Consider the following 20,068-nt stretch of genomic DNA (forward strand, 5'->3'; position numbering starts at 1 on the left):
ATCCGATAGCGCCCGTGCTGTGCGGTGGGCGGCATCCGTGATCGAAACATGACCGGATACGCTGACGTGAGTGAGGGCAGCGACGTATCGACATACCGGGTAATCGCCAGTAGACACCAGCAGACAGGAGATCCCTCGTGACCGTCGTCGGGCCGTTCGGGCTGAGCGTGCGGGACCAGGTTCTGGAAGCAGATGTCCAGGCCGGATTGGCGGCTGTCGAGGAAGGGCTGCTAGAGGCCACCAAGAGCGAGGTGCCGTTCATCACGGAGGCCGCCCAGCATCTGGTGCGGGCCGGCGGCAAAAGATTCCGGCCACTTCTGGTGATGCTCGCCGCCCAGTTCGGCGACCGCCACGCGCCCGGGGTCGTCCCCTCCGCCGTCGTCGTCGAGCTGACCCATCTGGCGACCCTCTATCACGACGATGTCATGGACGAGGCGGCCGTCCGGCGCGGGGTGCCCAGCGCGAACACCCGCTGGGGCAACTCGGTCGCCGTCCTCACGGGTGACTTCCTGTTCGCCCGCGCCTCGCACATACTGGCCGACCTCGGGCCGGAGGCCGTACGGGTACAGGCGGAGGCGTTCGAACGGCTGGTCACCGGCCAGATCCTGGAGACCGCCGGACCGGCCGACGGGCGCGACCCGGTCGACCACTACCTCGATGTGCTCGGCGGCAAGACCGGATCGCTGGTCGCGGTCTCCTGCCGGTTCGGCGCGATGATGTCGGGCGCCGACGAGTCCGTGATCGACGTCCTCACCCAGTACGGCGAGCGGCTCGGCGTCGCCTTCCAGCTTGCCGACGACGTCCTGGACATCGCCTCGGACACCCAGGAGTCGGGCAAGACCCCGGGCACCGATCTGCGCGAGGGCATCGCCACCCTGCCGGTACTGCGGCTGCGTGAGCGCGCCGCGCGGCTCGGGCTGGACGAGGACCTCGCCCTGTGCGCGCTGCTGGACTCCGACCTCACCGACGACACCCGCCACGCCGAGGCCCTGACCGGACTGCGCGCGCACCCGGCGCTGGAGCAGGCCCGGCGGGACACCGTGCGTTACGCCGAGGAGGCGCGGTCCGCGCTCGCCCCGCTGCGGGAGTGCGACGCCCGGCGGGCGCTGGAGGAACTGTGCGATGCGGTGGTGCACCGGGCGGGATAACCGGGCGGGATAGGTGCCGTCCGTTTGTCGGGGGGCTCGGCGTTCGTGCCGGGCTCTGCCGGGGGCTGCCGCCCGCTGACCGACCTCTGCCCTCCGACCGGCCGACCGCCGGCCCCGACCGACCGTCGGCCCCAGACGCCCGCTTCGGCTCGCCCCTCGAAGAGGCCTCGTCCTCGAACTCCCCCTACAGGGGGGTGCCCCGACCCCTACGGGTGGGGGTAGCCGCAGGGGGTCCGTGTCATACCGAGGCAGTACGCGCAGTTGGCTCTGGGGGCTGACGATTCCGGGCCGCTGATTTGGTCAGATGGTGAGTGCGGAAGGACACCACTCCTCACCGATTCGGGTGAGAATGGCGGCTCGGGGTGGGACCCGTGCACCGACGAGACACGACGGAAGCCGCCGCCGACACGGAGGTAAGGCACACATGGCACCGTACGAATCCGACGACAGCACGACCGCCGCGGGCATCGACGCCCCGCGAGCGAGCCGGCGCAAGAAGGCCGCGCGGTATGTCGTCCCGGTCGCGGTGACGGGGGTGGCGGCGGTGACCATCGGACTGGTTCCCGCGATCGCCGACTCCGGCAGCCCCGACCTCCCGGAGATCAGCGCGCAGCAGCTCATCCAGCGGATCGCCGAGTCGGACACCGAGCGGCTGTCCGGCACGGTGAAGATCACCACGGACCTCGGCCTGCCGAACCTGGGCGGTCTGGAGAGCGGTTTGCTGTCCGGCGCCGCCACCCCGGGCGGCGACGACGGCTCCGGCTCCGCGGCCGACCCGCAGACCAGGCTCACCGAGCTGGCCGCCGGCACGCACACCCTGCGGGTCGCGGTGGACGGCCCCGACAAGCAGAAGCTGTCCCTGCTGGAGGACGCGGCGGAGTACAGCGTCATCCACAACGGCAAGGACGTCTGGGGCTACGACAGCCAGTCCAACGAGGTGTACCACTCGACGTCCGCCGAGGGCGCCGAGGCCGGGCAGGACGTCCCGGCCACCCCGAAGGACTTCGCCGAGCGCGCCCTGGCGGCGGTCGACGAGACCACGTCGGTCACCGTCGACGGCACCGCGCAGGTCGCCGGGCGCGATGCCTACAAGCTGGTCGTCAAGCCGAAGCAGTCCGGCTCGACGGTCGGTCAGATCAGCATCGCGGTGGACTCCGAGACCTACACCCCGCTGAAGTTCACGCTCACCCCGGCGAGCGGTGGCGCGGCCGTGGTCGACGCCGGGTTCACACAGGTCAGCTTTGACCCGCCGGCCGCCTCCACCTTCGACTTCACCCCGCCCGAGGGCTCGAAGGTCACCGAGGAGTCCGACCTCCCGGCGGCCGAGCCCCAGCAGCCCAAGTCCGAGGAGGATCTCGCCAAGGGCCTCGACGGGCTGAATGTGCTGGGCGAGGGGTGGAACGCGATCGCGGTGCTCGACACCGGCGGCCAGGGCATCCCGTCCGGCACCGAGGCCGGCGGCGAGTTCGGCGGCTTCCTGGACTCCCTCGGCAGCCAGGTCAGCGGCAAGTTCGGCAAGGGCACGGTCTTCGAGACCCGTCTGATCAACGCCCTGATCACCGACGACGGCAAGGTCTACGTGGGCGCGGTCACGCAGGACGCGCTGGTGAAGGCGGCCGATTCGGGGCAGTAGCGGGCAGCGCGAGACCGCGAGGCGCGGTGACGAGCAGCGCGGCGAGGGGCAGCGCGGTGACGAGCAGTGCGGATAGGGGCAGCGCGGTGACGAACAGCGCGGCGAGGCGAGGCGCAGGGCAGTGGCGGCGGTCGTGAGGGCTGCCGCGTACGACGATCGGGGGAGCACGTATGGAGGAGGCGTCCGCCACGGAACCGCGGCCGGAGCGGGTGGATGAGGGCATCATCCACACCCGCGCGCTCACCAAGCGCTACCGCGGCGGGCAGCTCGCCGTGGACGCCCTCGACCTGACCGTCCCGGCGGGCAGCGTCTTCGGCTTCCTCGGCCCCAATGGCTCGGGCAAGACCACCACCATCCGCATGCTGATGGGCCTGATCGAGCCCACCTCCGGCACGGCCAGGGTCCTGGGGCAGCCCATGCCCCGGGCCACCCGTACCGTGCTCCCGCACGTCGGGGCCCTCATCGAGGGCCCTGCCCTGTACGGCTTCCTCTCCGGCCGCGACAATCTGCTCCGCTACGACGCCGCCGACCCGACCGCCGACCCCCGCACCCGGCACACCCGCGTCGCCGCGGCGCTGGAGCGGGTCGGCCTCGCGGCGGCGGCCGGCAAGAAGGCCAAGGCGTACTCCCTCGGCATGAAGCAGCGCCTCGGTCTCGCCGCCGCGCTGCTCCAGCCGCGCGAGCTGCTGGTGCTCGACGAGCCGACCAACGGGCTCGACCCGCAGGGCATGCGGGAGATCCGCGCCCTGATCCGCGAACTCGCCTCCGAGGGCACCACGGTCTTCCTCTCCTCCCATCTCCTCGACGAGATCGAGCAGGTCTGCACCCACGCGGCGGTGATGGCCCAGGGCCGGCTGATCACCCAGGGGCCGGTCGCCGAGCTGGCCGCCGGGACACGCGGCCGGCTGGTCGTCGTCACCCCGGACGCCGGGGACGCGGCGCGGGTGCTCAAGGAACAGGGGGTGGGGGATGTCGTACTTGAGGACGACAGGGTCTTCGGGGAGCTTCCGGAGGGGGAACTCGCCGATCTCAACGCCGCGTTGGTCGTGGCGGGGGTCCGGGTGCGGGGCTTCACCGTGGAGCGGGCCTCGCTGGAGGACGCGTTCGTGGCGCTGACCGGGGAGGGCTTCGATGTCGCGGGGTGAGACCGGCGGGGCCGGCGGGACGCCTGCGGCGGGGCGGGCGCCTCAGCCGGGGGGTGCGTCCCGGGCGAGGGGTGTACCCGAGACGGTGGGCACGCCCGAGTCGGTGGGCCCGCCCGAGACGGTGGGCCCGCCCGAGACGGCGGGCCCGCCTGAGACGCTGGGTGCGCCTCAGCCAGTGGGCCCGCCCGAGGTGCCAGGTGCGCCTCAGCCGTGGGGCCCGCCCGAGACGGTAGGTGTGCCTCAGCCGGGGGGCACGCCCGGGCCGAAGGGTGCGTCTGAGACGGCGGGTTCGCCCGAGATCGTGGGTGCGCCTCAGGCTGGGTGGGTGCCTCGGGTGCCTCGGGGGCCCCGGATGGCCCGGGCGTCTCAAGGAGGGCGGGCGCCTCAGGCGGCCCGCGCGCCGAGTCCGCTGTGGACGTTCGGGCTGCTGCGCAGCGAACTCGCGCTGACCTTTGGCCGCTGGCGCACCCTCGCCCTGCTGGGGGTGCTCGCGGCCGTGCCGATCCTGGTCGGGGTCGCGGTGCGGATCGAGACCGGCGACGGCTCCTCGCTGGACGGCGGGGGAGGCGGCGGCGGAGGCCCGGCCTTCATCTCCCAGATCACCAACAACGGCCTCTTCCTGGTCTTCACCGCCCTCGCCGCCACCCTGCCGTTCTTCCTCCCGATGGCCGTGGGGGTGGTGGCGGGCGACGCGATCGCGGGGGAGGCGAACGCCGGGACGCTGCGGTATCTGCTGGTCGCCCCGGCCGGACGCACCCGCCTGCTGCTCACCAAGTACGCCACCGTGATCGTGTTCTGCGTCGCCGCGACGCTCACGGTGGCGGTGTCGGCGCTGATCGTGGGGGCCCTGCTGTTCCCGCTGGGCGAGCTGACCACGATCTCCGGTACGCGCATCAGTTTCGCCGAGGGGCTCGGGCGGGCGCTGCTGATCGCCCTCGTCGTCGCCGCGTCGCTGATCGGGGTGGCGGCGCTCGGACTGTTCGTGTCCACACTCACCGGGAGCGGGATCGCGGCGATGGCGACGACGGTCGGGCTGCTGATCACCGTGCAGATCCTCGACCAGATACCCCAGTTGAGCGCGCTCCAGCCGTACTTCTTCTCGCACTACTGGCTGTCGTTCGCCGACCTCATGCGCGAGCCGGTGTACTGGGACGAGCTGGTCAGGAACCTCGGGTTGCAGGCGCTGTACGCGGCCGTGTTCGGGTCGGCGGCCTGGGCGAGATTCGCGGCGAAGGACGTGACCGCGTAGCGCCGCCGGGGTCCGTCGGCCGGTAGGGCCTTCGGTAGGGCCTTCGGAAGGTCCCTCGGAAGGTCCCTACACCTCCTCGTAGACCTCGTAGGGGAAGCGGGCCGCCGGGGCCTCCTGGGCGAAGAAGGTCTTGGCCCGTGTCAGGGCCGCTGTGTCCTTGAGGACGTCGCCCGGCTTGCTGCCGTTGCCCAGGAGCACCCCGCCGAAGTTCATGCGCAGGTACGCGGCCGAGAGGTGGAGCGTGCCGATGAGCGGGTCCGCGACCTCGAACTCCTCATGGGCCAGGGCGGTCACGCCCCACAGCGTGCGCCCGGACAGGGTGTCCTGGAAGTGCACCCCCGGGGTGCGCGTCCAGCCCGACCAGTGGTCGAGGTAGCGCTTGATGGGCGTGGACAGGGTGTACCAGTACAGCGGCGAGGCGATCACGATGTCCGTCGCCGCGAGCGTGGCGTCCAGCAGGTCGGAGAGAGGCCCCTCGGTGGGGCGGACATGGTCGCTGTCGTGGCGCAGATCCTCGAACTCGGGCACATCGAGTCCAGAGAGGTCGATCCACTGCTGCTCGACATCGGAGGGCAGGTGCGCGGCGGCCTCGCGGGCCAGTAGTGCGGTGTTGCCATCAGGGCGGCTGCTGCCCAGCACGAACAGAAAACGGCGGGTCATGGGGTTCCCCCAGTTCGAACGGGTGTCCATGGCTGTTCTGCGGCGCGCTCACCGCCCGCGTACCCCGCGTGCGGCAATTAAGCGCACGTGCATTATGTGCACACGCATGCATTGTCTGTCCACTGCCGGGCGACCGACAGGAGCAGGTCCTCCCGGCCGTGCGGCGCCACGATCTGGAGCCCGGCCGGACACCCGTCGCTCCCGAACCCGGCCGGGAGACTGATCGCCGGGTGCCCACTGAGGTTGAACGCCCAGGTCAGCTCGGTGGAGTAGCGGTCGCCGGGGCCTGAGTGGCCATGCGGGGCGCTGGGGACGGCGGGGGTGAGCAGGAGGTCCGTATGGGCGAACAGGGCCGCGAGCCGCCGGTCGTTCGCGGCGCGGAGGCGCCGGGCGGGGGCGAGGTCGGCGCCCGGTGTGCGCAGGGCCAGCCAGGCGGGGGCGGGGTCGGCGAGGCGCAGGGCGGCGGGTGGGGTGGCCGTCCGTAGGACACCTTCGTCCGCGAGGCGGTGCGCGGCGGCACGGGCGAGGGCCAGGGGTTCGGGGTCGGGGGTGGCGAAGCCGAGGCCGGGGGACCAGGTGGCCAGGGGTGGTGGGGAGGGGTGGCGGCGGGGGTGGGGGGTGTGGCTGGGGTACGGGAGGGCGGGGTGTCGGATGGGGCTCCGGAGACCGCGTCCCAGTACGCCGCCGCGTCCGCCGGGCAGCGGGCGAGGACGCCGAGGGCGGTCAGGCCGGTGGGGTCGGTGACCGGCGGACGGCCGTTCGTCGTCTTCAGGCCGAGGACTCCGCACCAGGCCGCCGGGATCCGGATCGAGCCTGCCCCGTCGCCGCCGGTCGCCAGCGGCACCAGGCCGGCCGCCACCGCCGCCGCGGCGCCCGCCGAGGAGCCGCCCGGCGTACGGTCCGCCCGCCAGGGGTTGACGGTGCGGCCGTACCGCCCGAGCCCCCAGGTCTGCCAGACGGTGCCCGGACCGGGCACGGACGTGGCGCCCACGGGCACGCACCCGGCGTCCACCAGTGCCCGCGCGTCCGCCGCGCGCAGTCCGCCGCGCCGCCCCTTGACCCCGATCGGCACCCCGGCCAACGGCAGCACCTCGCCGGCGGCGACCCGCGCGTCCACCTCCTCCGCCCGCAGCGACGCCGCCTCCGGCCACACCTCGGCGAACGCGCTCAGCGTGGGTTCGGCCCGAGCGATCCGGTCGAGCGCGGCCGTCACGACGTCGACGGCACGCGTCGCGCCGGAGCGGACGGCGGCGGCGATCTCGTGGGCGCAAGGGGTGGGCTTCATGAGGGCGCCTGTCCGTCCTGTCGGTCCTGTCGGTCCAATCGGTCCAATCGGTCCTGTCAGTCGTATCAGCCGTATCTGCGGTATCTGCGGTACCGGCGGTCTCTGCCGTATCAGCCGTGCCGGTTGGCCCAGTTGACGCCGCCTGCCCAGTTGACCCGAGTGGTCTGGCCGCGCCGCCCCGGGTGCTGCCACTTGGGACGATGCTGTGACGCTGCGGTGACGCGTGCCGTGAGGCGGGGCGGGGACACTCGACCTAGGTGTGCGCGGAAGGCTCGCGGACCCATCCGAGTGAGGGAAAAGATGTCTCGACTCAGCCGCGAGAAGAAGCGGGAACAAGAGCGCGCCACCCCCCCGGCCGCCCTCGCCACGACCCCGATCGAGGTACGGATCACCGGTGCCGGGAACGACGGCGCTTCCGTCGCCGGAGTGCCCGTCGCCGCACGGCCCGGCCAGGATCTCCAGCGGACCGTGCTCGACCATCTCCACCGTGCCGCGGTGGCCGCCGGACAGCCCGTGCTGGCGTCGGTCCATGACGAGCGCATCGGGTACGTCATCCCGCTCCGGGTCGATCCGGACGGCTCCAGCCATCTCGCGGGCGAGCCGGCCGCGCTGCCCCCGGCGGCGCCCGCCGCGCCCCCGGCGTCCCCCTTCCCTCCGCCCACCCCCCTCGGCGAGAACACCCCGACGTTCCCACTGCGCGCCCCCGCCCCCGCTCCCACCCCCGGTACGGCCGTACCGCCGAGGGGCGAGTTCGGCCCCCCGCCGCTCATGGACCCGGCACGGGCGCACCCCGCCGACCCCACCCCCACCTCCACCCCCACCTCCACCCCCACCTCCACCCCCACCTCCACCCCCGTTCCCGCCCCCGTTCCCACCCGCGATCCCGACATCGCCCTCGCCCTCGCGCTGGACCCCGACCCGAAGCGCACGCCGACGCCGCCGCGTGGGTTCGACGCGGTCGCCGAGGCCGTACTGGACGACCGGACGCCCGCCGCGACCCCGCTCGCGGAGCCGATGGCCCGGATCGGCGAGGCGGTGAAGGAGGGCCGTACGGACACCGCGTCCGGCCTTGCCGAGCGGGCGCTGACCGAGGCGTCCGCGACGCTCGGCGCCGGACACTCCGAGGTCCGCAGGCTGGCCGAACTCACCGCCTACGTGGCCTACTTGGCCGGCGAGCCCGAGCGCGCCTTCCGGCTCTCCCTCGATATCGTCCGCGGCCACGCCGGTGCGGGTGACGCGGAGGCGGCCTACAGCAACGTACAGAGCGCGGCCACGGCGTGGCGGGCGGTGCGGGATCCCGCGCGAGGGCTGGAACTGGGCCGGGAACTGATCGCCGTATGGACGGAACTGGCGGCCGAACCCGGAGGTCCGGCCGCCGAGGACCGTGAGGAGCTGGATGTGGCGCTGGCCAGGATGGACCGGCTCACGGCCCGCGCCCGGAAGGCGTGACCGGCCTCAGCGGAGGAAGGTCACCCAGCAGGAGGCGCCCGCGCAGAAAGGCGCGCAGGCTGGCGCGGAGGTGGGCCTGGAGGCGCGCGCGGGCAGGTGTGGAGGCGGGCGCGCTGGTGGGCCCGAAGGCAGTGCCCCGCTCAGTCCGACAGCTCCCAGATCGCGTACGCGACCGCGTCCGAGTTCCGGTCCAGCGCGGTGTCGTTGACGGCGGCCGTCGTGTCGCACGACGAGTGGTAGCAGCTGTCGAAGGCGCGGCCCGCCGTGCCGCCCCACTTGGCGGCCTGCGCGGTGGTCTTGAGCCGGCTCGCGCCGGTGAACAGACCGCCGACCGGTATGCCCACGTTCTTGAACGAGGCGTGGTCGGAGCGGCCGTCGCCCTCGGTCTCGATCTCGGTGGGGATGCCGAGGCCGGTGAAGTAGTTCTTGAACGTCTGCTCGATCACCGGGTCGTCGTCGTAGACGAAATAGCCGGGGTTGGAGGAGCCGATCATGTCGAAGTTGAGGTAGCCGTCGATGCGGGCGCGGTCCGTGGTCGTCAGGCTGGTGACGTAGTGACGCGAGCCGATCAGCCCGAGTTCCTCCGCGCCCCACCAGGCGAACCGCAGATGCTTCGTGGGCGTGAGGCCGGCGCGGGAGACGGCCAGGGCGGTTTCGAGGACGGCGGCCGAGCCGGTGGCGTTGTCGTTGATGCCGGGGCCGGAGGCCACGCTGTCCAGGTGGGCGCCGGCCAGCACGACCTGCTCGGGGTCGCCGCCGGGCCAGTCGGCGATCAGGTTGTAGCCGATCCGGCCGGAGGAGGTGAACTGCTGGATGGTCGTGGTGAAGCCGGCCGCGTCCAGCTTCGCCTTCACATAGTCCAGCGAGGCCCGGTAGCCGGTCTGGCCGTGCGCTCGGTTGCCGCCGTTGGCGGTGGCTATGGACTGGAACTGGTTCAGATGCGCCTTGACGTTCGCAAGGGGGATGTCGGGTGCGGCGAGCACCGACGGCCCGGAGGCGGGAGCGGCACCGGCGAGGGATCCGCCGGTCAGCACGGTCGCGACCGCGACGACGGCAGCCGTGGCCGCCCGCCCGGAAACGGAGAGCTTCATGTGGGGGCTCCGAATTCCGTGGGGAACCCCGTGGGGTGACCACAGGGATTCCACAGTGAATGGGGTGCCTGGATGGTGAAGCTGGGGTTGACTCTCCGTCAAGAGATCTATTCGGCCAGGTGTTTGAGGTCAGCCACGTGTCCGAGTCCGGCCGGATCAGGGGCGGGCCTTCTGTCCGAGGCCGGCCGGCCGCGTGAGGAATCTGAAGGTCGGGGCTAGTGCACGCACAGCTCGTTCCCCTCCGGATCCGCCATCACCACCCACTCCCCGTACCCCTCCTTCACCTCCCGCAGCACACTCGCCCCCAGCTCCGTCAGCCGCTCGACCTCGGCGGTCATCAGCCCTGGGCCGGGGTGCAGATCGAGGTGGAGCCGGTTCTTGCCCGCCTTCGCCTCCGGTACGCGCTGGAAGAGGATGCGCCTGCCGAGCCCGGTCCCCGACTCCTCGTCGTACGGATCGTCCGGATGCCGTACGCCGACCAGGTCCCGGAAGGCCAGCCGGGCGCGGTACTCGACGGTGGCCTCGCGCGGCAGCGCGCCCAGTTCCAGCAGTCGCTCGATCAGCGCGTTGTTGTCCTCGACGGTGTAGTGCAGGGCGGCGCCCCAGAAATCGGCCTGCGCCTGCGGGTCGGCGCAGTCCATGACGATTTTCCAGTGGATCGGCCGAGCGGCCTCTGTGTCTGCCATGTAACCATCTATAGTGGTTACGTGAGCGAACGGGCAAGGGAAACGCCGGATGGGTCGGCACATGGGCCTGGCCGGTCTCCGGGCATCACATTGCGCACACACGAGGGCAATCCCTACCGATTCGACCCGGGTGCCCTGTGTCTGGAGCTGCTGACGACCGGCGGCCCGGGTGTCTTCGCCCGTTTCGAGGTGCTGCACGAGCCCGCCGATCTCGTGGCCTGGACGGCCCGCAGCCGGCTCCCGGAAGGGCTGGAACTCATCGTCACCGAGGCCGAGTTGGCGACCGTACGAGACGTCCGTGACGCCCTCTATCTGCTCACCGCCGACCGTGCGCACGGCCGTCCGTTCGACCCCGGGCACCTCGGCGCCCTCAACGCGGCGGCGGCCGAGCCGCCCCTCGTCCCCCGGCTGACCGCCGACGGCGACCGGGCCTGGCCGCCGGGTGCCGCGACCGGTACGCGGCTGCTGTCCACCGTCGCCCGGGACGCGATCGACCTGTTCAGCGGGCCGTACGCCGACCGCATCCGCGAATGCGGCTCCCGCAACTGCGCGCTGCTGTTCGTGGACACCTCACGCCCGGGGCGGCGCCGCTGGTGCTCGATGGAGCATTGCGGGAATCTGGCGAAGGTGCGGGCGCACCGGGCGCGGGCCCGGGAAACCACCTTCACCGAGGATTAGCGACCCCGACCGGCGGCTTCGCCGCCCCCTCTGCCCTTACCGCCTCCGCCCCCGCCGTCCCCGCCGCCTCCCGCGCGTCATACGCCGCCCGCGCCCCCGCGATCTCCAGCTGGTGTTCCTCCGTCCAGGTCACCAGGGACTGGATCGTGGCGTGCAGGGTCTTGCCGAGCGAGGTCAGCTCGTAGTCGACGCGCGGCGGCACCACCGGGTGCACGGTCCGCTCGACCAGGCCGTCCCGCTCCAGCTGGCGCAGGGTGACGGTCAGCATCCGCTGGCTGACCCCGTCGATCTCCCGGCGCAGCTCGGTGAAGCGCAGTCGGCGGGTGTCCAGCAGGGCGATCACCAGCAGCGACCACTTGTCCGCGATCCGGTCCAGGATCTGGCGTACCTCGCAGTCCTCACGGGTGTCCCACTGGAACGGATCGGCGTCGCCGTACTCCATGGTGCCCTCGCAGTAACTCGGTGACTTCGAAGTGCCTTCTTCCCTATCTTCCGATGGTGCCGCACGCTGGCCATGGTTACAAGAGGGAACCGACCCTCACTCCCGTAACCGACTCGCGTTCGTCCCGTACGCGCCCCTGTCCCAAGGAGTCCCCATGGGCACCCGTGCCTGGGCCCTGCTGCTCGTGCTGAGCGGAACGGTCTTTCTGGAGGGCATCGATGTCGCGATGCTGGCCATCGCGATCCCCGCGATCCGGGCCGATCTGGGTCTCTCCACCGGCGCGGCCGCCTGGGTGATGAGCGCCTACGTGCTCGGTTACGCCGGTTTCACGCTGCTCGGCGGACGGGCCGCGGACCTGCTCGGGCGGCGCCGGATGTTTCTGGCGGGGCTCGTGGTGTTCCTGGTCTTCTCCGGGCTCGGCGGGGTGGGCACCGAGGGCTGGATGCTGATCGTGTCCCGGTTCGTGACCGGTGTCGCCGCCGCGTTCATGACCCCCGCCGCCCTCTCCCTGATCACCACCTCCTACGAGGAGGGCCCCCAGCGCAACAAGGCGCTGCTGATCTTCGCGGGCGTCGCGGCCGGCGGCTTCTCGCTGGGCCTGGTGATCGGCGGGCTGCTCACCCAGCTCGGCTGGCGGTGGGTGTTCTTCGCGCCCGTGCTGCTGACGGCGGTGATCCTGGTGGCGGCGGTGCGGCTGGTGCCGCGCGCCGGTGACGAGGCCGCCGCCGCCCGTCGCCGGGGTGGCTTCGACGTCCTCGGGGCGGTGACCGCCGCCGGGGCCATGCTGCTGGCCGCCTACACCGTCGTACGGCTGGAACACGGACTGCACGGCTGGCCGCTGACCCTGGCGGCCGGGCTGACGGCGCTGGCGCTGGGGGCGGTGTTCGTCACCGTGGAGCGGCGGGCCCCGGCGCCGCTGGTCCGGCTCGGGATCCTGCGCAACGCGGCGACCGTGCGGGCCGACCTCGGGGCGCTGCTGTTCCTCGGCGCCTTCTTCGGCTTCCAGTTCGTGGTGACCCTGTACATGCAGGAACTGCGCGGCTGGTCCTCGATGCAGACCGCGCTCGCGATGATCGCCCTGGGCTTCGACGCGGTGCTCGCGCCCACCCTCACCCCGAGACTGGTCACCCGCTTCGGCAACGCCAAGGTCATCCTCGGCGGCTTCGTGCTGGCGACCGTGGCGTACACGGCGTTCCTGCCGCTCGGCATGGACTGGACGTACGCCGCCATGTTCCCGGCCCTGATCCTCGCCGGGGTCGCGTTCGCGCTGGGGTACGGGCCGCTGACCATCGCGGCGACGGACGGGGTCGCCGAGCACGAGCAGGGCCTCGCGGGCGGGCTGCTGACGACGGCGACCCAGTTCGGCTCCGCGGTCGGCATCTCCGCGGTCACCGCGGTCTACGGCTTGGCGTCGGCGGGGGCGGGCTCGGGCCCGGAGGAGACGCTGTCGGCGTTCCGCGTGGCGCTGGTGGTGCCGGTGGTGATGGCGGCGCTCGGCACGCTGGTCTCGGCGCTGAGCGTACGGGCGTTGCGGCGCGCGGCGCGCAGCGCGTCCCACGTCAGCATGGTCAGCGCCAGCCAGACCAGCGCGAACCCGGCCCAGCGCTCGGGCGGCATGGCCTCGCGGAAGTAGAGCACGCCGAGCAGGAACTGGAAGACCGGGGCCAGGTACTGGAGCAGGCCCAGCGTCGACAGGGGCACGCGGATGGCCGCCGCGCCGAAGCAGACCAGCGGCAGCGCGGTGACCACGCCGGTCGCGGCGAGCAGTGCCGCGTGCCCCGCGCCCTCGGCGGCGAAGGTCGACTCGCCCCGGCTGCCCAGCCAGATCAGGAAGGCCAGCGCGGGCAGGAACTGCACGGCGGTCTCGGCGGCCAGCGACTCCAGGCCGCCGAGGCCGACCTTCTTCTTCACCAGGCCGTAGGTCGCGAAGGAGAACGCCAGGGTGAGCGAGATCCACGGCGGCCGGCCGTAGCCGATGGCCAGGACCAGGATCGCCGCGAAGCTCACGCCGACCGCCGCCCACTGCACCGGGCGCAGCCGCTCCTTGAGCAGCAGGACGCCCATCGCGATGGTGACCAGCGGGTTGATGAAGTAGCCGAGGGACGCCTCCACCACCTGATCGTTGTTGACGGACCAGATGTACACGCCCCAGTTGATGCTGATCGTGGCCGCGGCGACCGTGATCAACGCCAGCTGACGCGGCCGGCGCAGCAGCTCACCGGCCCAGGCCCAGCGCCGTACGAACAGCAGGACCACGCCGACGGCGGCCAGCGACCACACCATCCGGTGGGCCAGGATCTCCACCGCGCCGGAGGGTTCGAGCAGCGGCCAGAAGAGGGGGACCAGGCCCCACATCCCGTAGGCCGCGAAGCCGTTCAGCAGGCCGGTGCGGCGCTCGCTCTTCGCCTTGCCGGGCCCATCACTTCGGGACCCATCACTTCGGGACCCGTCGCTCCGGGGGTCACCACTCCGGGGGTCACCACTCCCGGTCACGCCGCTCCCGGTCAGGTCCCTCCCGGTCACGTCGCCGCCGGATATGCCGCCCCCGGATACATCGCTCCCGGATATATCGCTCCCGGCCACGGGCCGCCTCCTTCACGCCTCGGCCGCGCCGGGCCGCGCTCGGCCTCACCGGCCTCGCCTGAAAGAAGGTAGCGCCGGGGGAGGGGTGCTGTCATGGCCGTATCGCCATACGGTCATGACAGGGGCCCGGGGCAGGGGCGTATCCGGGGGCGGGGCTTCAGGAGTCGGGGCCGGTGGCGGCGGCGATGGCGTCGGACAGCGGTGTGGTCGGGCGGCCCGCCAGCCGGGAGAGGTCGTCGACGCCGCCTGCCAGCTCGCCCTTCTCGATGGACACGTCCACCCCGGCGAGGATGGCGGCGAGCGGCGCGGGCAGCCCGGCGCCGGTCAGGATGCCGGTGAGGGCCTCGGCGGAGACATGGGTGAAGCCGATCTCCCGCCCGGTCCGCCGGCTCAGCTCGGCCGCGTACTCGGCCATGCTCCACGCGCTGTCGCCGAACAGCTCGTACGCCGCGTTCTCGTGCCCCTCGCCGGTCAGTACGGCGACCGCGGCGGCGGCGTAGTCGGCGCGCGCGGCGGAGGCGATCCGGCCGTCCCCGGTGGCCGCGACCACGGTGTTGTGCGCCAGTACCGGGGCCAGGTTCTCGGTGTAGTTCTCGTGGTACCAGCCGTTGCGCAGGAAGACGTACGGCACGCCCGAGTCCACGATCAGCCGCTCGGTGGCGCGGTGGTCGTCGGCGAGGGCGGCGGTCAGGCTCGCGGGGGCGCTGGTGTACGCGAGCAGCGCGACCCCGGCCGCCCGCGCGGCGTCCACGACGACCTTGTGCTGGGCGACGCGGTCCTTGTCGAACTCACTGCTGGAGATCAGCAGCACCTTGTCGCCGGGGGCGAAGAGGGTGTCGAAGGTCCGGGGCGCGTTGTAGTCGGCGACGGCGATCCGTACGCCCCGGGCGGCGAGGTCGGCGGCCTTGGCCTCGTCGCGCACGACGGCGGTGAGCTGCCCGGCCGGCACCCGCTCCAGCAGCTGGGCGACGACATGGCGGCCGAGGTGTCCGGTGGCTCCGGTGACGACGATGCTCATGGGGGACTCTCCCTGTGGTTCCTGTGCCCCTGTGGGGACGGGGGTGGGGGTGGGTGGGGGTGGTGTGATCGAGGTACGAGCTATGTCACTCACCCTAGGGAGGGCACTAGCCAAAGGAAAGTACCCACTTTGAAGTAAGGTACCGGCATGTCGGTAAGCGAGAGCGAGAGTGAGAGTGTGAACGCGAACGTGAACGTGAACGGTGACGAGGCGATATGCCCGTACCGCCTGGTTCTGGAACATGTCACCAGCCGCTGGGGCGTCCTCGTCCTGATCGCGCTCCTCGACCGCCCGCACCGCTTCAGCGAGCTGCGCCGGGCGATCGACGGGGTCCGGCGGGTCAGCGAGAAGATGCTGACCCAGACCCTCCAGACCCTGGAGCGCGACGGCCTGGTCCACCGGGACGCCAAGCCCGTGATCCCGCCCCGCGTCGACTACTCCCTCACCCCCCTGGGCCGCGAGGCCGCCGAACAGGTCCGCACGCTGGCCCTGTGGACGGAACGGCGGATGGGGGCGGTGACGGAGGCACGCGAGCGGTACGACGCGGCGCGGGGCGCTTCGCTGGGCTAGCGGCCAGTACCGGCAAGGGGAGCACGGGGGCATGGGGGCATGGGGGCATGGGAAGGGCCCGGGCGCTTCCGCCACCCGGGCCCTTCGCACGCTCGTTCGCCAGCGCCAGCGCCAGCGCCAGCGCCAGCGCCAGCGCCAGCGCCGGCGTCGGCCTTCCGCCCGCCCGCCGGCGTCGGCTGACGTCAGCCGACCACCGTCCAGGTGTCCCCGCCGGCGAGCAGCGCGGCGAGATCCCCCTTGCCGTTCTGCTCGATCGCGGTGTCGAGCTGCTCGGTCATCTGGTCGTCGTAGACGGGCCGGTCGACGGAGCGCAGGACGCCGATGGGGGTGTGGTGGAGGGTGTCCGGGTCGGCGAGGCGGGACAGCGCGAACGCCGTGGTGGGCGACGCGGCGTGGGCGTCGTGCACCAGCACCCGCGCCTCGTTCTCCGGGGTGACGTCGATGACCTGGAGGTCACCGGTCCGTGGATCCCGTACGACCCCCCGCGCGCCGTCGGCACCGAACCGGATCGGCTTGCCGTGCTCCAGCCGGATGACGGCTTCCTCGGCGCGCTGTCTGTCCTTGAAGGCGTCGAAGGCGCCGTCGTTGAAGATGTTGCAGTTCTGGTAGATCTCGACCAGGGCCGTGCCGGGGTGGGCGGCGGCCTCGCGCAGGACCTGGGTGAGGTGCTTGCGGTCGGAGTCGATGGTGCGGGCCACGAAGGAGGCTTCGGCGCCGAGGGCGAGGGAGACCGGGTTGAAGGGCGCGTCGAGCGACCCCATCGGCGTCGACTTGGTGATCTTGCCGACCTCGGAGGTGGGCGAGTACTGGCCCTTGGTCAGCCCGTAGATCCGGTTGTTGAAGAGGAGGATCTTGAGGTTGACGTTGCGGCGCAGGGCGTGGATGAGGTGGTTGCCGCCGATGGACAGGGCGTCGCCGTCGCCGGTGACGACCCAGACGGACAGATCACGGCGGGAGGTGGCGAGCCCGGTGGCGATGGCGGGGGCGCGGCCGTGGATGGAGTGCATCCCGTACGTGTTCATGTAGTACGGGAAGCGGGAGGAGCAGCCGATGCCGGAGACGAAGACGACGTTCTCCCGGGCGAGGCCCAGTTCGGGCATGAAGCCCTGCACGGCGGCGAGGATCGCGTAGTCACCGCAGCCGGGGCACCAGCGCACTTCCTGATCGGACTTGAAGTCCTTCATGGACTGGCGGGCCTCGGCCTTGGGGACGAGTGAAAGTGCCTCGATCGTGCCCGTGCCTTCCGTGGACGTCTCAGCCATCGATGGCCTCCTTGAGCGCCGTGGCGAGCTGTTCGGCCTTGAACGGCATGCCGTTCACCTGGTTGTAGCTGTGCGCGTCGACCAGGTACTTCGCCCGGATCAGGGTGGCGAGCTGGCCGAGGTTCATCTCGGGGATCACGACCTTGTCGTAGCCCTGGAGGACCGTGCCCAGATTCCGCGGGAAGGGGTTCAGATGGCGTAGATGGGCCTGCGCGATCGGCAGCCCGGCGGTGCGCAGCCGGCGGACGGCGGCGGTGATGGGGCCGTAGGTGGAGCCCCAGCCGAGCACCAGGGTGCGGGCCTGGTCGGGGTCGTCGACGTCGATGTCGGGCACGTCGATGCCGTCGATCTTCGCCTGCCGGGTGCGGACCATGAAGTCGTGGTTGGCGGGGTCGTACGAGATGTTCCCGGTGCCGTCCTGCTTCTCGATGCCGCCGATGCGGTGTTCGAGACCCGGCGTGCCGGGGACCGCCCAGGGACGGGCGAGGGTGTGCGGGTCGCGCTTGTACGGCCAGAAGACCTCGGTGCCGTCGTCGAGGGTGTGGTTGGTGCCCTGGGCGAACTGCACCGCCAGATCGGGCAGCTCCTCCAGCTCCGGGATCCGCCACGGCTCGGAGCCGTTGGCCAGATAGCCGTCGCTCAGCAGCAGCACCGGGGTGCGGTAGGCCAGGGCGATCCGGGCCGCCTCGACGGCGGCGTCGAAGCAGTCGGCCGGAGTACGCGGGGCGACGATCGGCACCGGCGCCTCGCCGTTGCGCCCGTACATCGCCTGGAGCAGATCGGCCTGCTCGGTCTTGGTGGGCAGGCCGGTGGAGGGGCCGCCGCGCTGGATGTCGATGACGAGCAGCGGCAGCTCCATCGACACCGCGAGCCCGATGGTCTCCGACTTCAGGGCGAGGCCGGGACCGCTGGTGGTGGTGACGGCGAGCGAGCCGCCGAACGCGGCACCGAGAGCGGCGCCGATACCGGAGATCTCGTCCTCGGCCTGGAAGCTGCGCACCCCGAAGTTCTTGTGCCGGCTCAGTTCGTGCAGCACGTCGGAGGCCGGGGTGATCGGGTACGAGCCCAGGAACAGCGGCAGATCCGCCTGCCGCGAGGCCGCGATCAGACCGTACGCGAGAGCCAGATTGCCGGAGATGTTCCGGTACGTCCCCACCGGGAAGGCGGTGGTGGCGGGGGCGACCTCGTAGGAGACCGCGAAGTCCTCGGTCGTCTCGCCGAAGTTCCAGCCCGCGCGGAACGCGGCGATGTTCGCGGCGGCGATCTCCGGCTTGCGCGCGAACTTCGTCGTCAGGAACTGCTCGGTGCCCTCCGTGGGCCGGTGGTACATCCACGACAGCAGGCCCAGCGCGAACATGTTCTTGCTGCGCTCGGCCTCCTTGCGGGACAGATCGAAGTCCTTCAGCGCCTCCACGGTGAGCGTGGTCAGCGGCACCGGATGCAGGTGATACCCGTCGAGGGACCCGTCCTCCAGCGGATTGCTGTCGTAGCCGACCTTCTGCATGGCCCGCTTGGTGAACTCGTCCGTGTTGACGATGATCTCCGCGCCGCGCGGCACATCGCCGATGTTCGCCTTCAGCGCCGCCGGGTTCATCGCCACCAGGACGTTCGGCGCGTCACCGGGGGTGAGGATGTCATGGTCGGCGAAGTGGAGCTGGAACGACGACACCCCCGGCAGGGTCCCGGCGGGCGCCCGGATCTCGGCGGGGAAGTTCGGCAGGGTCGACAGGTCGTTGCCGAAGGACGCCGTCTCCGAGGTGAACCGGTCACCGGTGAGCTGCATGCCGTCACCCGAGTCCCCCGCGAACCTGATGATCACCCGGTCCAGCCGGCGGACGTCCTTCGCTCCCACCGGTTTGCGCTGCTCTCCTATGACGGCTCCGTCGGCCTGTTCCTTCTCGCTACTGACCTGGCTGGTCACTGAACTGGACCTCCTTCGAGGCTGCTGTCGGGGCACGGCCCTCCCGCGGGCGCACCCAGGATCAACCCTACGTCCGCCGAGGTCGCCCCTTCGGGGCCATTCGCATGATGAACACCCCTTTGAGACGGCCCACCACCCGGACGAGCGCCGCTCCGCCGACCCACCGCGTCTGTTCGGGAAGACGCCGTGGGGGTGGCGGGGGTTCTCCGGGGTTCACCGGGCAGGGGTGCCGCACGGGGCCTTTCGGGTCATCCAGAACCTCCGGGGCGTACGCCGGTGTCTTGTCGGAGCGGGTCCCTCCGGGGTTCTGGCTAGCGGAAAGGGCCTTCGGGAGTCACAGGAGCCCCAGGAACCCCAGGAACCCCAGGAGTCAGCCGGCAGTCATCCGGGAGTCATTCAGGAATTCAGATACGTGAGCACCGCCAGCACCCGCCGGTGGTCCCCCTCGCTCGGCGACAGGCCCAGCTTCAGGAAGATGTTGCTGACGTGCTTCTCGACGGCCCCGTCACTCACCACCAGCTGTTTGGCGATGGCCGAATTCGTACGCCCCTCGGCCATCAGCCCCAGCACCTCCCGCTCCCGCGGGGTCAGGCCCGCGAGCACGTCCTGCTTCCGGGACCGCCCGAGCAGCTGCGCGACCACCTCCGGGTCCAGCGCCGTACCGCCCCGCGCGACCCGCACCACCGCGTCCACGAACTCGCGGACCTCGGCCACCCGGTCCTTCAGCAGATACCCGACCCCCCGGCTCGACCCGGCGAGCAGTTCCGTCGCGTACCGCTCCTCGACGTACTGCGACAGCACCAGCACCCCGAGCCCCGGATACGACTTCCGCAGCCGTACGGCCGCCCGGACCCCTTCGTCCGTGTGCGTCGGCGGCATCCGCACGTCCGCCACCACGACGTCGGGCAGCCCGCCCTCCGCGTCCAGCTCGGTCACGGTCTTGATCAGCGCCTCCGCGTCGCCGACCCCGGCGACCACGTCGTGCCCCCGGTCGGTGAGCAGCCGCGTCAGTCCCTCCCGCAGCAGCACCGAATCCTCGGCGATGACCACCCGCACCCTGTCCTCCACGATCCAGTCCCCCCACCCCGCCCACCGTCCCCGGCGAACGGCTCCGTCCCACAGCGCGAACGGGTCCAGCATTCCAGGGTTCGGACCTGCGTGCGTGCGTGCGTGTGGGTGGTGGGGGAGCGGGGGAGTGGGGGTGCGGGAGTCGGGGTGGGGGACCTCACCCCCCGCGGGCCTCACCTC

Annotated in this window: 16 protein-coding genes and 2 pseudogenes; 8 read left to right on the plus strand and 10 right to left on the minus strand. The window is 71.8% G+C overall.

All coding sequences use genetic code 11. The annotated features are described in order from the left end of the window. Positions 1-137 precede the first annotated feature (137 nt). The 4 genes from ACFRFC_RS25295 to ACFRFC_RS25310 all read left to right on the plus strand — a co-directional run bounded on the left by ACFRFC_RS25295 (position 138) and on the right by ACFRFC_RS25310 (position 5,175). Positions 138-1,148 (plus strand): polyprenyl synthetase family protein, encoded by a 1,011-nt coding sequence (locus tag ACFRFC_RS25295; protein ID WP_382680292.1) that lies wholly within the window; start codon positions 138-140, stop codon positions 1,146-1,148. A 424-nt stretch (positions 1,149-1,572) separates the two neighbouring features. Next, the gene (locus tag ACFRFC_RS25300; RefSeq protein ID WP_382680293.1) at positions 1,573-2,781 is read left to right on the plus strand and encodes an outer membrane lipoprotein carrier protein LolA; all 1,209 of its coding nucleotides are present in this window, start codon (positions 1,573-1,575) and stop codon (positions 2,779-2,781) included. 170 nt (positions 2,782-2,951) lie between these two features. Continuing rightward, positions 2,952-3,926, plus strand: a complete 975-nt coding sequence (locus tag ACFRFC_RS25305) for an ATP-binding cassette domain-containing protein (protein ID WP_382680294.1) — start codon at positions 2,952-2,954, stop codon at positions 3,924-3,926. A 352-nt stretch (positions 3,927-4,278) separates the two neighbouring features. Beyond that, positions 4,279-5,175: an ABC transporter permease gene (locus tag ACFRFC_RS25310; RefSeq protein WP_382680295.1), complete on the plus strand. Its 897-nt coding sequence runs from the start codon at positions 4,279-4,281 to the stop codon at positions 5,173-5,175. Positions 5,176-5,241: 66 nt separating this feature from the next. Here ACFRFC_RS25310 and ACFRFC_RS25315 read toward each other — a convergent pair whose 3' ends face one another. Both ACFRFC_RS25315 and ACFRFC_RS25320 read right to left on the minus strand, forming a co-directional pair. Continuing rightward, the gene (locus ACFRFC_RS25315; protein WP_382680296.1) at positions 5,242-5,835 is read right to left on the minus strand and encodes a flavodoxin family protein; all 594 of its coding nucleotides are present in this window, start codon (positions 5,833-5,835) and stop codon (positions 5,242-5,244) included. A 92-nt stretch (positions 5,836-5,927) separates the two neighbouring features. Further along, a pseudogene (locus ACFRFC_RS25320) lies at positions 5,928-7,120 on the minus strand (amidase). Positions 7,121-7,420: 300 nt separating this feature from the next. On the opposite strand from ACFRFC_RS25320, the gene ACFRFC_RS25325 reads away from it, so the two are divergent. Continuing rightward, positions 7,421-8,569: a tetratricopeptide repeat protein gene (locus ACFRFC_RS25325; RefSeq protein ID WP_382680297.1), complete on the plus strand. Its 1,149-nt coding sequence runs from the start codon at positions 7,421-7,423 to the stop codon at positions 8,567-8,569. 140 nt (positions 8,570-8,709) lie between these two features. Here ACFRFC_RS25325 and ACFRFC_RS25330 read toward each other — a convergent pair whose 3' ends face one another. Next, entirely contained in the window at positions 8,710-9,660 is a 951-nt protein-coding gene (locus ACFRFC_RS25330; protein WP_382680298.1) for a M28 family metallopeptidase, read from the minus strand. 215 nt (positions 9,661-9,875) lie between these two features. Next, on the minus strand, positions 9,876-10,346 hold the full coding sequence (locus ACFRFC_RS25335; protein WP_382680299.1) for a VOC family protein: 471 nt from the start codon (positions 10,344-10,346) through the stop codon (positions 9,876-9,878). 90 nt (positions 10,347-10,436) lie between these two features. Between ACFRFC_RS25335 and ACFRFC_RS25340 the strand changes: the two genes are divergently transcribed. Next, on the plus strand, positions 10,437-11,024 hold the full coding sequence (locus ACFRFC_RS25340) for a CGNR zinc finger domain-containing protein (protein ID WP_382680300.1): 588 nt from the start codon (positions 10,437-10,439) through the stop codon (positions 11,022-11,024). Here ACFRFC_RS25340 and ACFRFC_RS25345 read toward each other — a convergent pair. Then, a complete protein-coding gene (locus ACFRFC_RS25345; protein ID WP_382680301.1) occupies positions 11,011-11,466 on the minus strand; it encodes a winged helix-turn-helix transcriptional regulator in 456 nt (151 codons plus the stop codon). The two genes, ACFRFC_RS25340 and ACFRFC_RS25345, sit on opposite strands and share 14 nt — an antisense overlap. A 226-nt stretch (positions 11,467-11,692) precedes the next feature. Between ACFRFC_RS25345 and ACFRFC_RS25350 the strand changes: the two are divergent. Further along, positions 11,693-12,784: pseudogene (locus ACFRFC_RS25350) on the plus strand (MFS transporter); the annotation flags it as partial. Positions 12,785-12,864: 80 nt separating this feature from the next. Here ACFRFC_RS25350 and rarD read toward each other — a convergent pair. Beyond that, a complete protein-coding gene (gene rarD, locus ACFRFC_RS25355) occupies positions 12,865-13,821 on the minus strand; it encodes an EamA family transporter RarD (protein WP_382680607.1) in 957 nt (318 codons plus the stop codon). Positions 13,822-14,206: 385 nt separating this feature from the next. Continuing rightward, positions 14,207-15,067, minus strand: a complete 861-nt coding sequence (locus ACFRFC_RS25360; protein WP_382680302.1) for an SDR family oxidoreductase — start codon at positions 15,065-15,067, stop codon at positions 14,207-14,209. Between the two features lie 147 nt (positions 15,068-15,214). On the opposite strand from ACFRFC_RS25360, the gene ACFRFC_RS25365 reads away from it, so the two are divergent. Beyond that, entirely contained in the window at positions 15,215-15,637 is a 423-nt protein-coding gene (locus tag ACFRFC_RS25365) for a winged helix-turn-helix transcriptional regulator (RefSeq protein ID WP_382680303.1), read from the plus strand. 182 nt (positions 15,638-15,819) lie between these two features. Here ACFRFC_RS25365 and ACFRFC_RS25370 read toward each other — a convergent pair whose 3' ends face one another. From ACFRFC_RS25370 to ACFRFC_RS25380, 3 genes are all read right to left on the minus strand, one after another. Continuing rightward, positions 15,820-16,899: a 2-oxoacid:ferredoxin oxidoreductase subunit beta gene (locus ACFRFC_RS25370; protein WP_382680304.1), complete on the minus strand. Its 1,080-nt coding sequence runs from the start codon at positions 16,897-16,899 to the stop codon at positions 15,820-15,822. Next, a complete protein-coding gene (locus tag ACFRFC_RS25375; protein ID WP_382680305.1) occupies positions 16,892-18,820 on the minus strand; it encodes a 2-oxoacid:acceptor oxidoreductase subunit alpha in 1,929 nt (642 codons plus the stop codon). Before ACFRFC_RS25375 ends, ACFRFC_RS25370 begins: the two co-directional genes overlap by 8 nt. A gap of 396 nt (positions 18,821-19,216) precedes the next feature. Beyond that, the gene (locus ACFRFC_RS25380) at positions 19,217-19,876 is read right to left on the minus strand and encodes a LuxR C-terminal-related transcriptional regulator (RefSeq protein WP_382680608.1); all 660 of its coding nucleotides are present in this window, start codon (positions 19,874-19,876) and stop codon (positions 19,217-19,219) included. Positions 19,877-20,068 lie beyond the last annotated feature (192 nt).

The organism is Streptomyces sp. NPDC056734 (assembly GCF_042790455.1).
Taxonomy (GTDB): Bacteria; Actinomycetota; Actinomycetes; order Streptomycetales; family Streptomycetaceae; genus Streptomyces.

Excerpts from the sequence above, each read along its gene's own strand:
- ACFRFC_RS25300 (WP_382680293.1), top strand. The coding sequence starts at position 1,573 with ATGGCACCGTACGAATCCGACGACAGCACGACCGCCGCGGGCATCGAC.
- ACFRFC_RS25305 (WP_382680294.1), top strand. The coding sequence starts at position 2,952 with ATGGAGGAGGCGTCCGCCACGGAACCGCGGCCGGAGCGGGTGGATGAG.
- ACFRFC_RS25310 (WP_382680295.1), top strand. The coding sequence starts at position 4,279 with ATGGCCCGGGCGTCTCAAGGAGGGCGGGCGCCTCAGGCGGCCCGCGCG.
- ACFRFC_RS25315 (WP_382680296.1), bottom strand. The coding sequence starts at position 5,835 with ATGACCCGCCGTTTTCTGTTCGTGCTGGGCAGCAGCCGCCCTGATGGC.
- ACFRFC_RS25325 (WP_382680297.1), top strand. The coding sequence starts at position 7,421 with ATGTCTCGACTCAGCCGCGAGAAGAAGCGGGAACAAGAGCGCGCCACC.
- ACFRFC_RS25330 (WP_382680298.1), bottom strand. The coding sequence starts at position 9,660 with ATGAAGCTCTCCGTTTCCGGGCGGGCGGCCACGGCTGCCGTCGTCGCG.
- ACFRFC_RS25335 (WP_382680299.1), bottom strand. The coding sequence starts at position 10,346 with ATGGCAGACACAGAGGCCGCTCGGCCGATCCACTGGAAAATCGTCATG.
- ACFRFC_RS25345 (WP_382680301.1), bottom strand. The coding sequence starts at position 11,466 with ATGGAGTACGGCGACGCCGATCCGTTCCAGTGGGACACCCGTGAGGAC.
- rarD (WP_382680607.1), bottom strand. The coding sequence starts at position 13,821 with ATGTGGGGCCTGGTCCCCCTCTTCTGGCCGCTGCTCGAACCCTCCGGC.
- ACFRFC_RS25360 (WP_382680302.1), bottom strand. The coding sequence starts at position 15,067 with ATGAGCATCGTCGTCACCGGAGCCACCGGACACCTCGGCCGCCATGTC.
- ACFRFC_RS25365 (WP_382680303.1), top strand. The coding sequence starts at position 15,215 with ATGTCGGTAAGCGAGAGCGAGAGTGAGAGTGTGAACGCGAACGTGAAC.
- ACFRFC_RS25370 (WP_382680304.1), bottom strand. The coding sequence starts at position 16,899 with ATGGCTGAGACGTCCACGGAAGGCACGGGCACGATCGAGGCACTTTCA.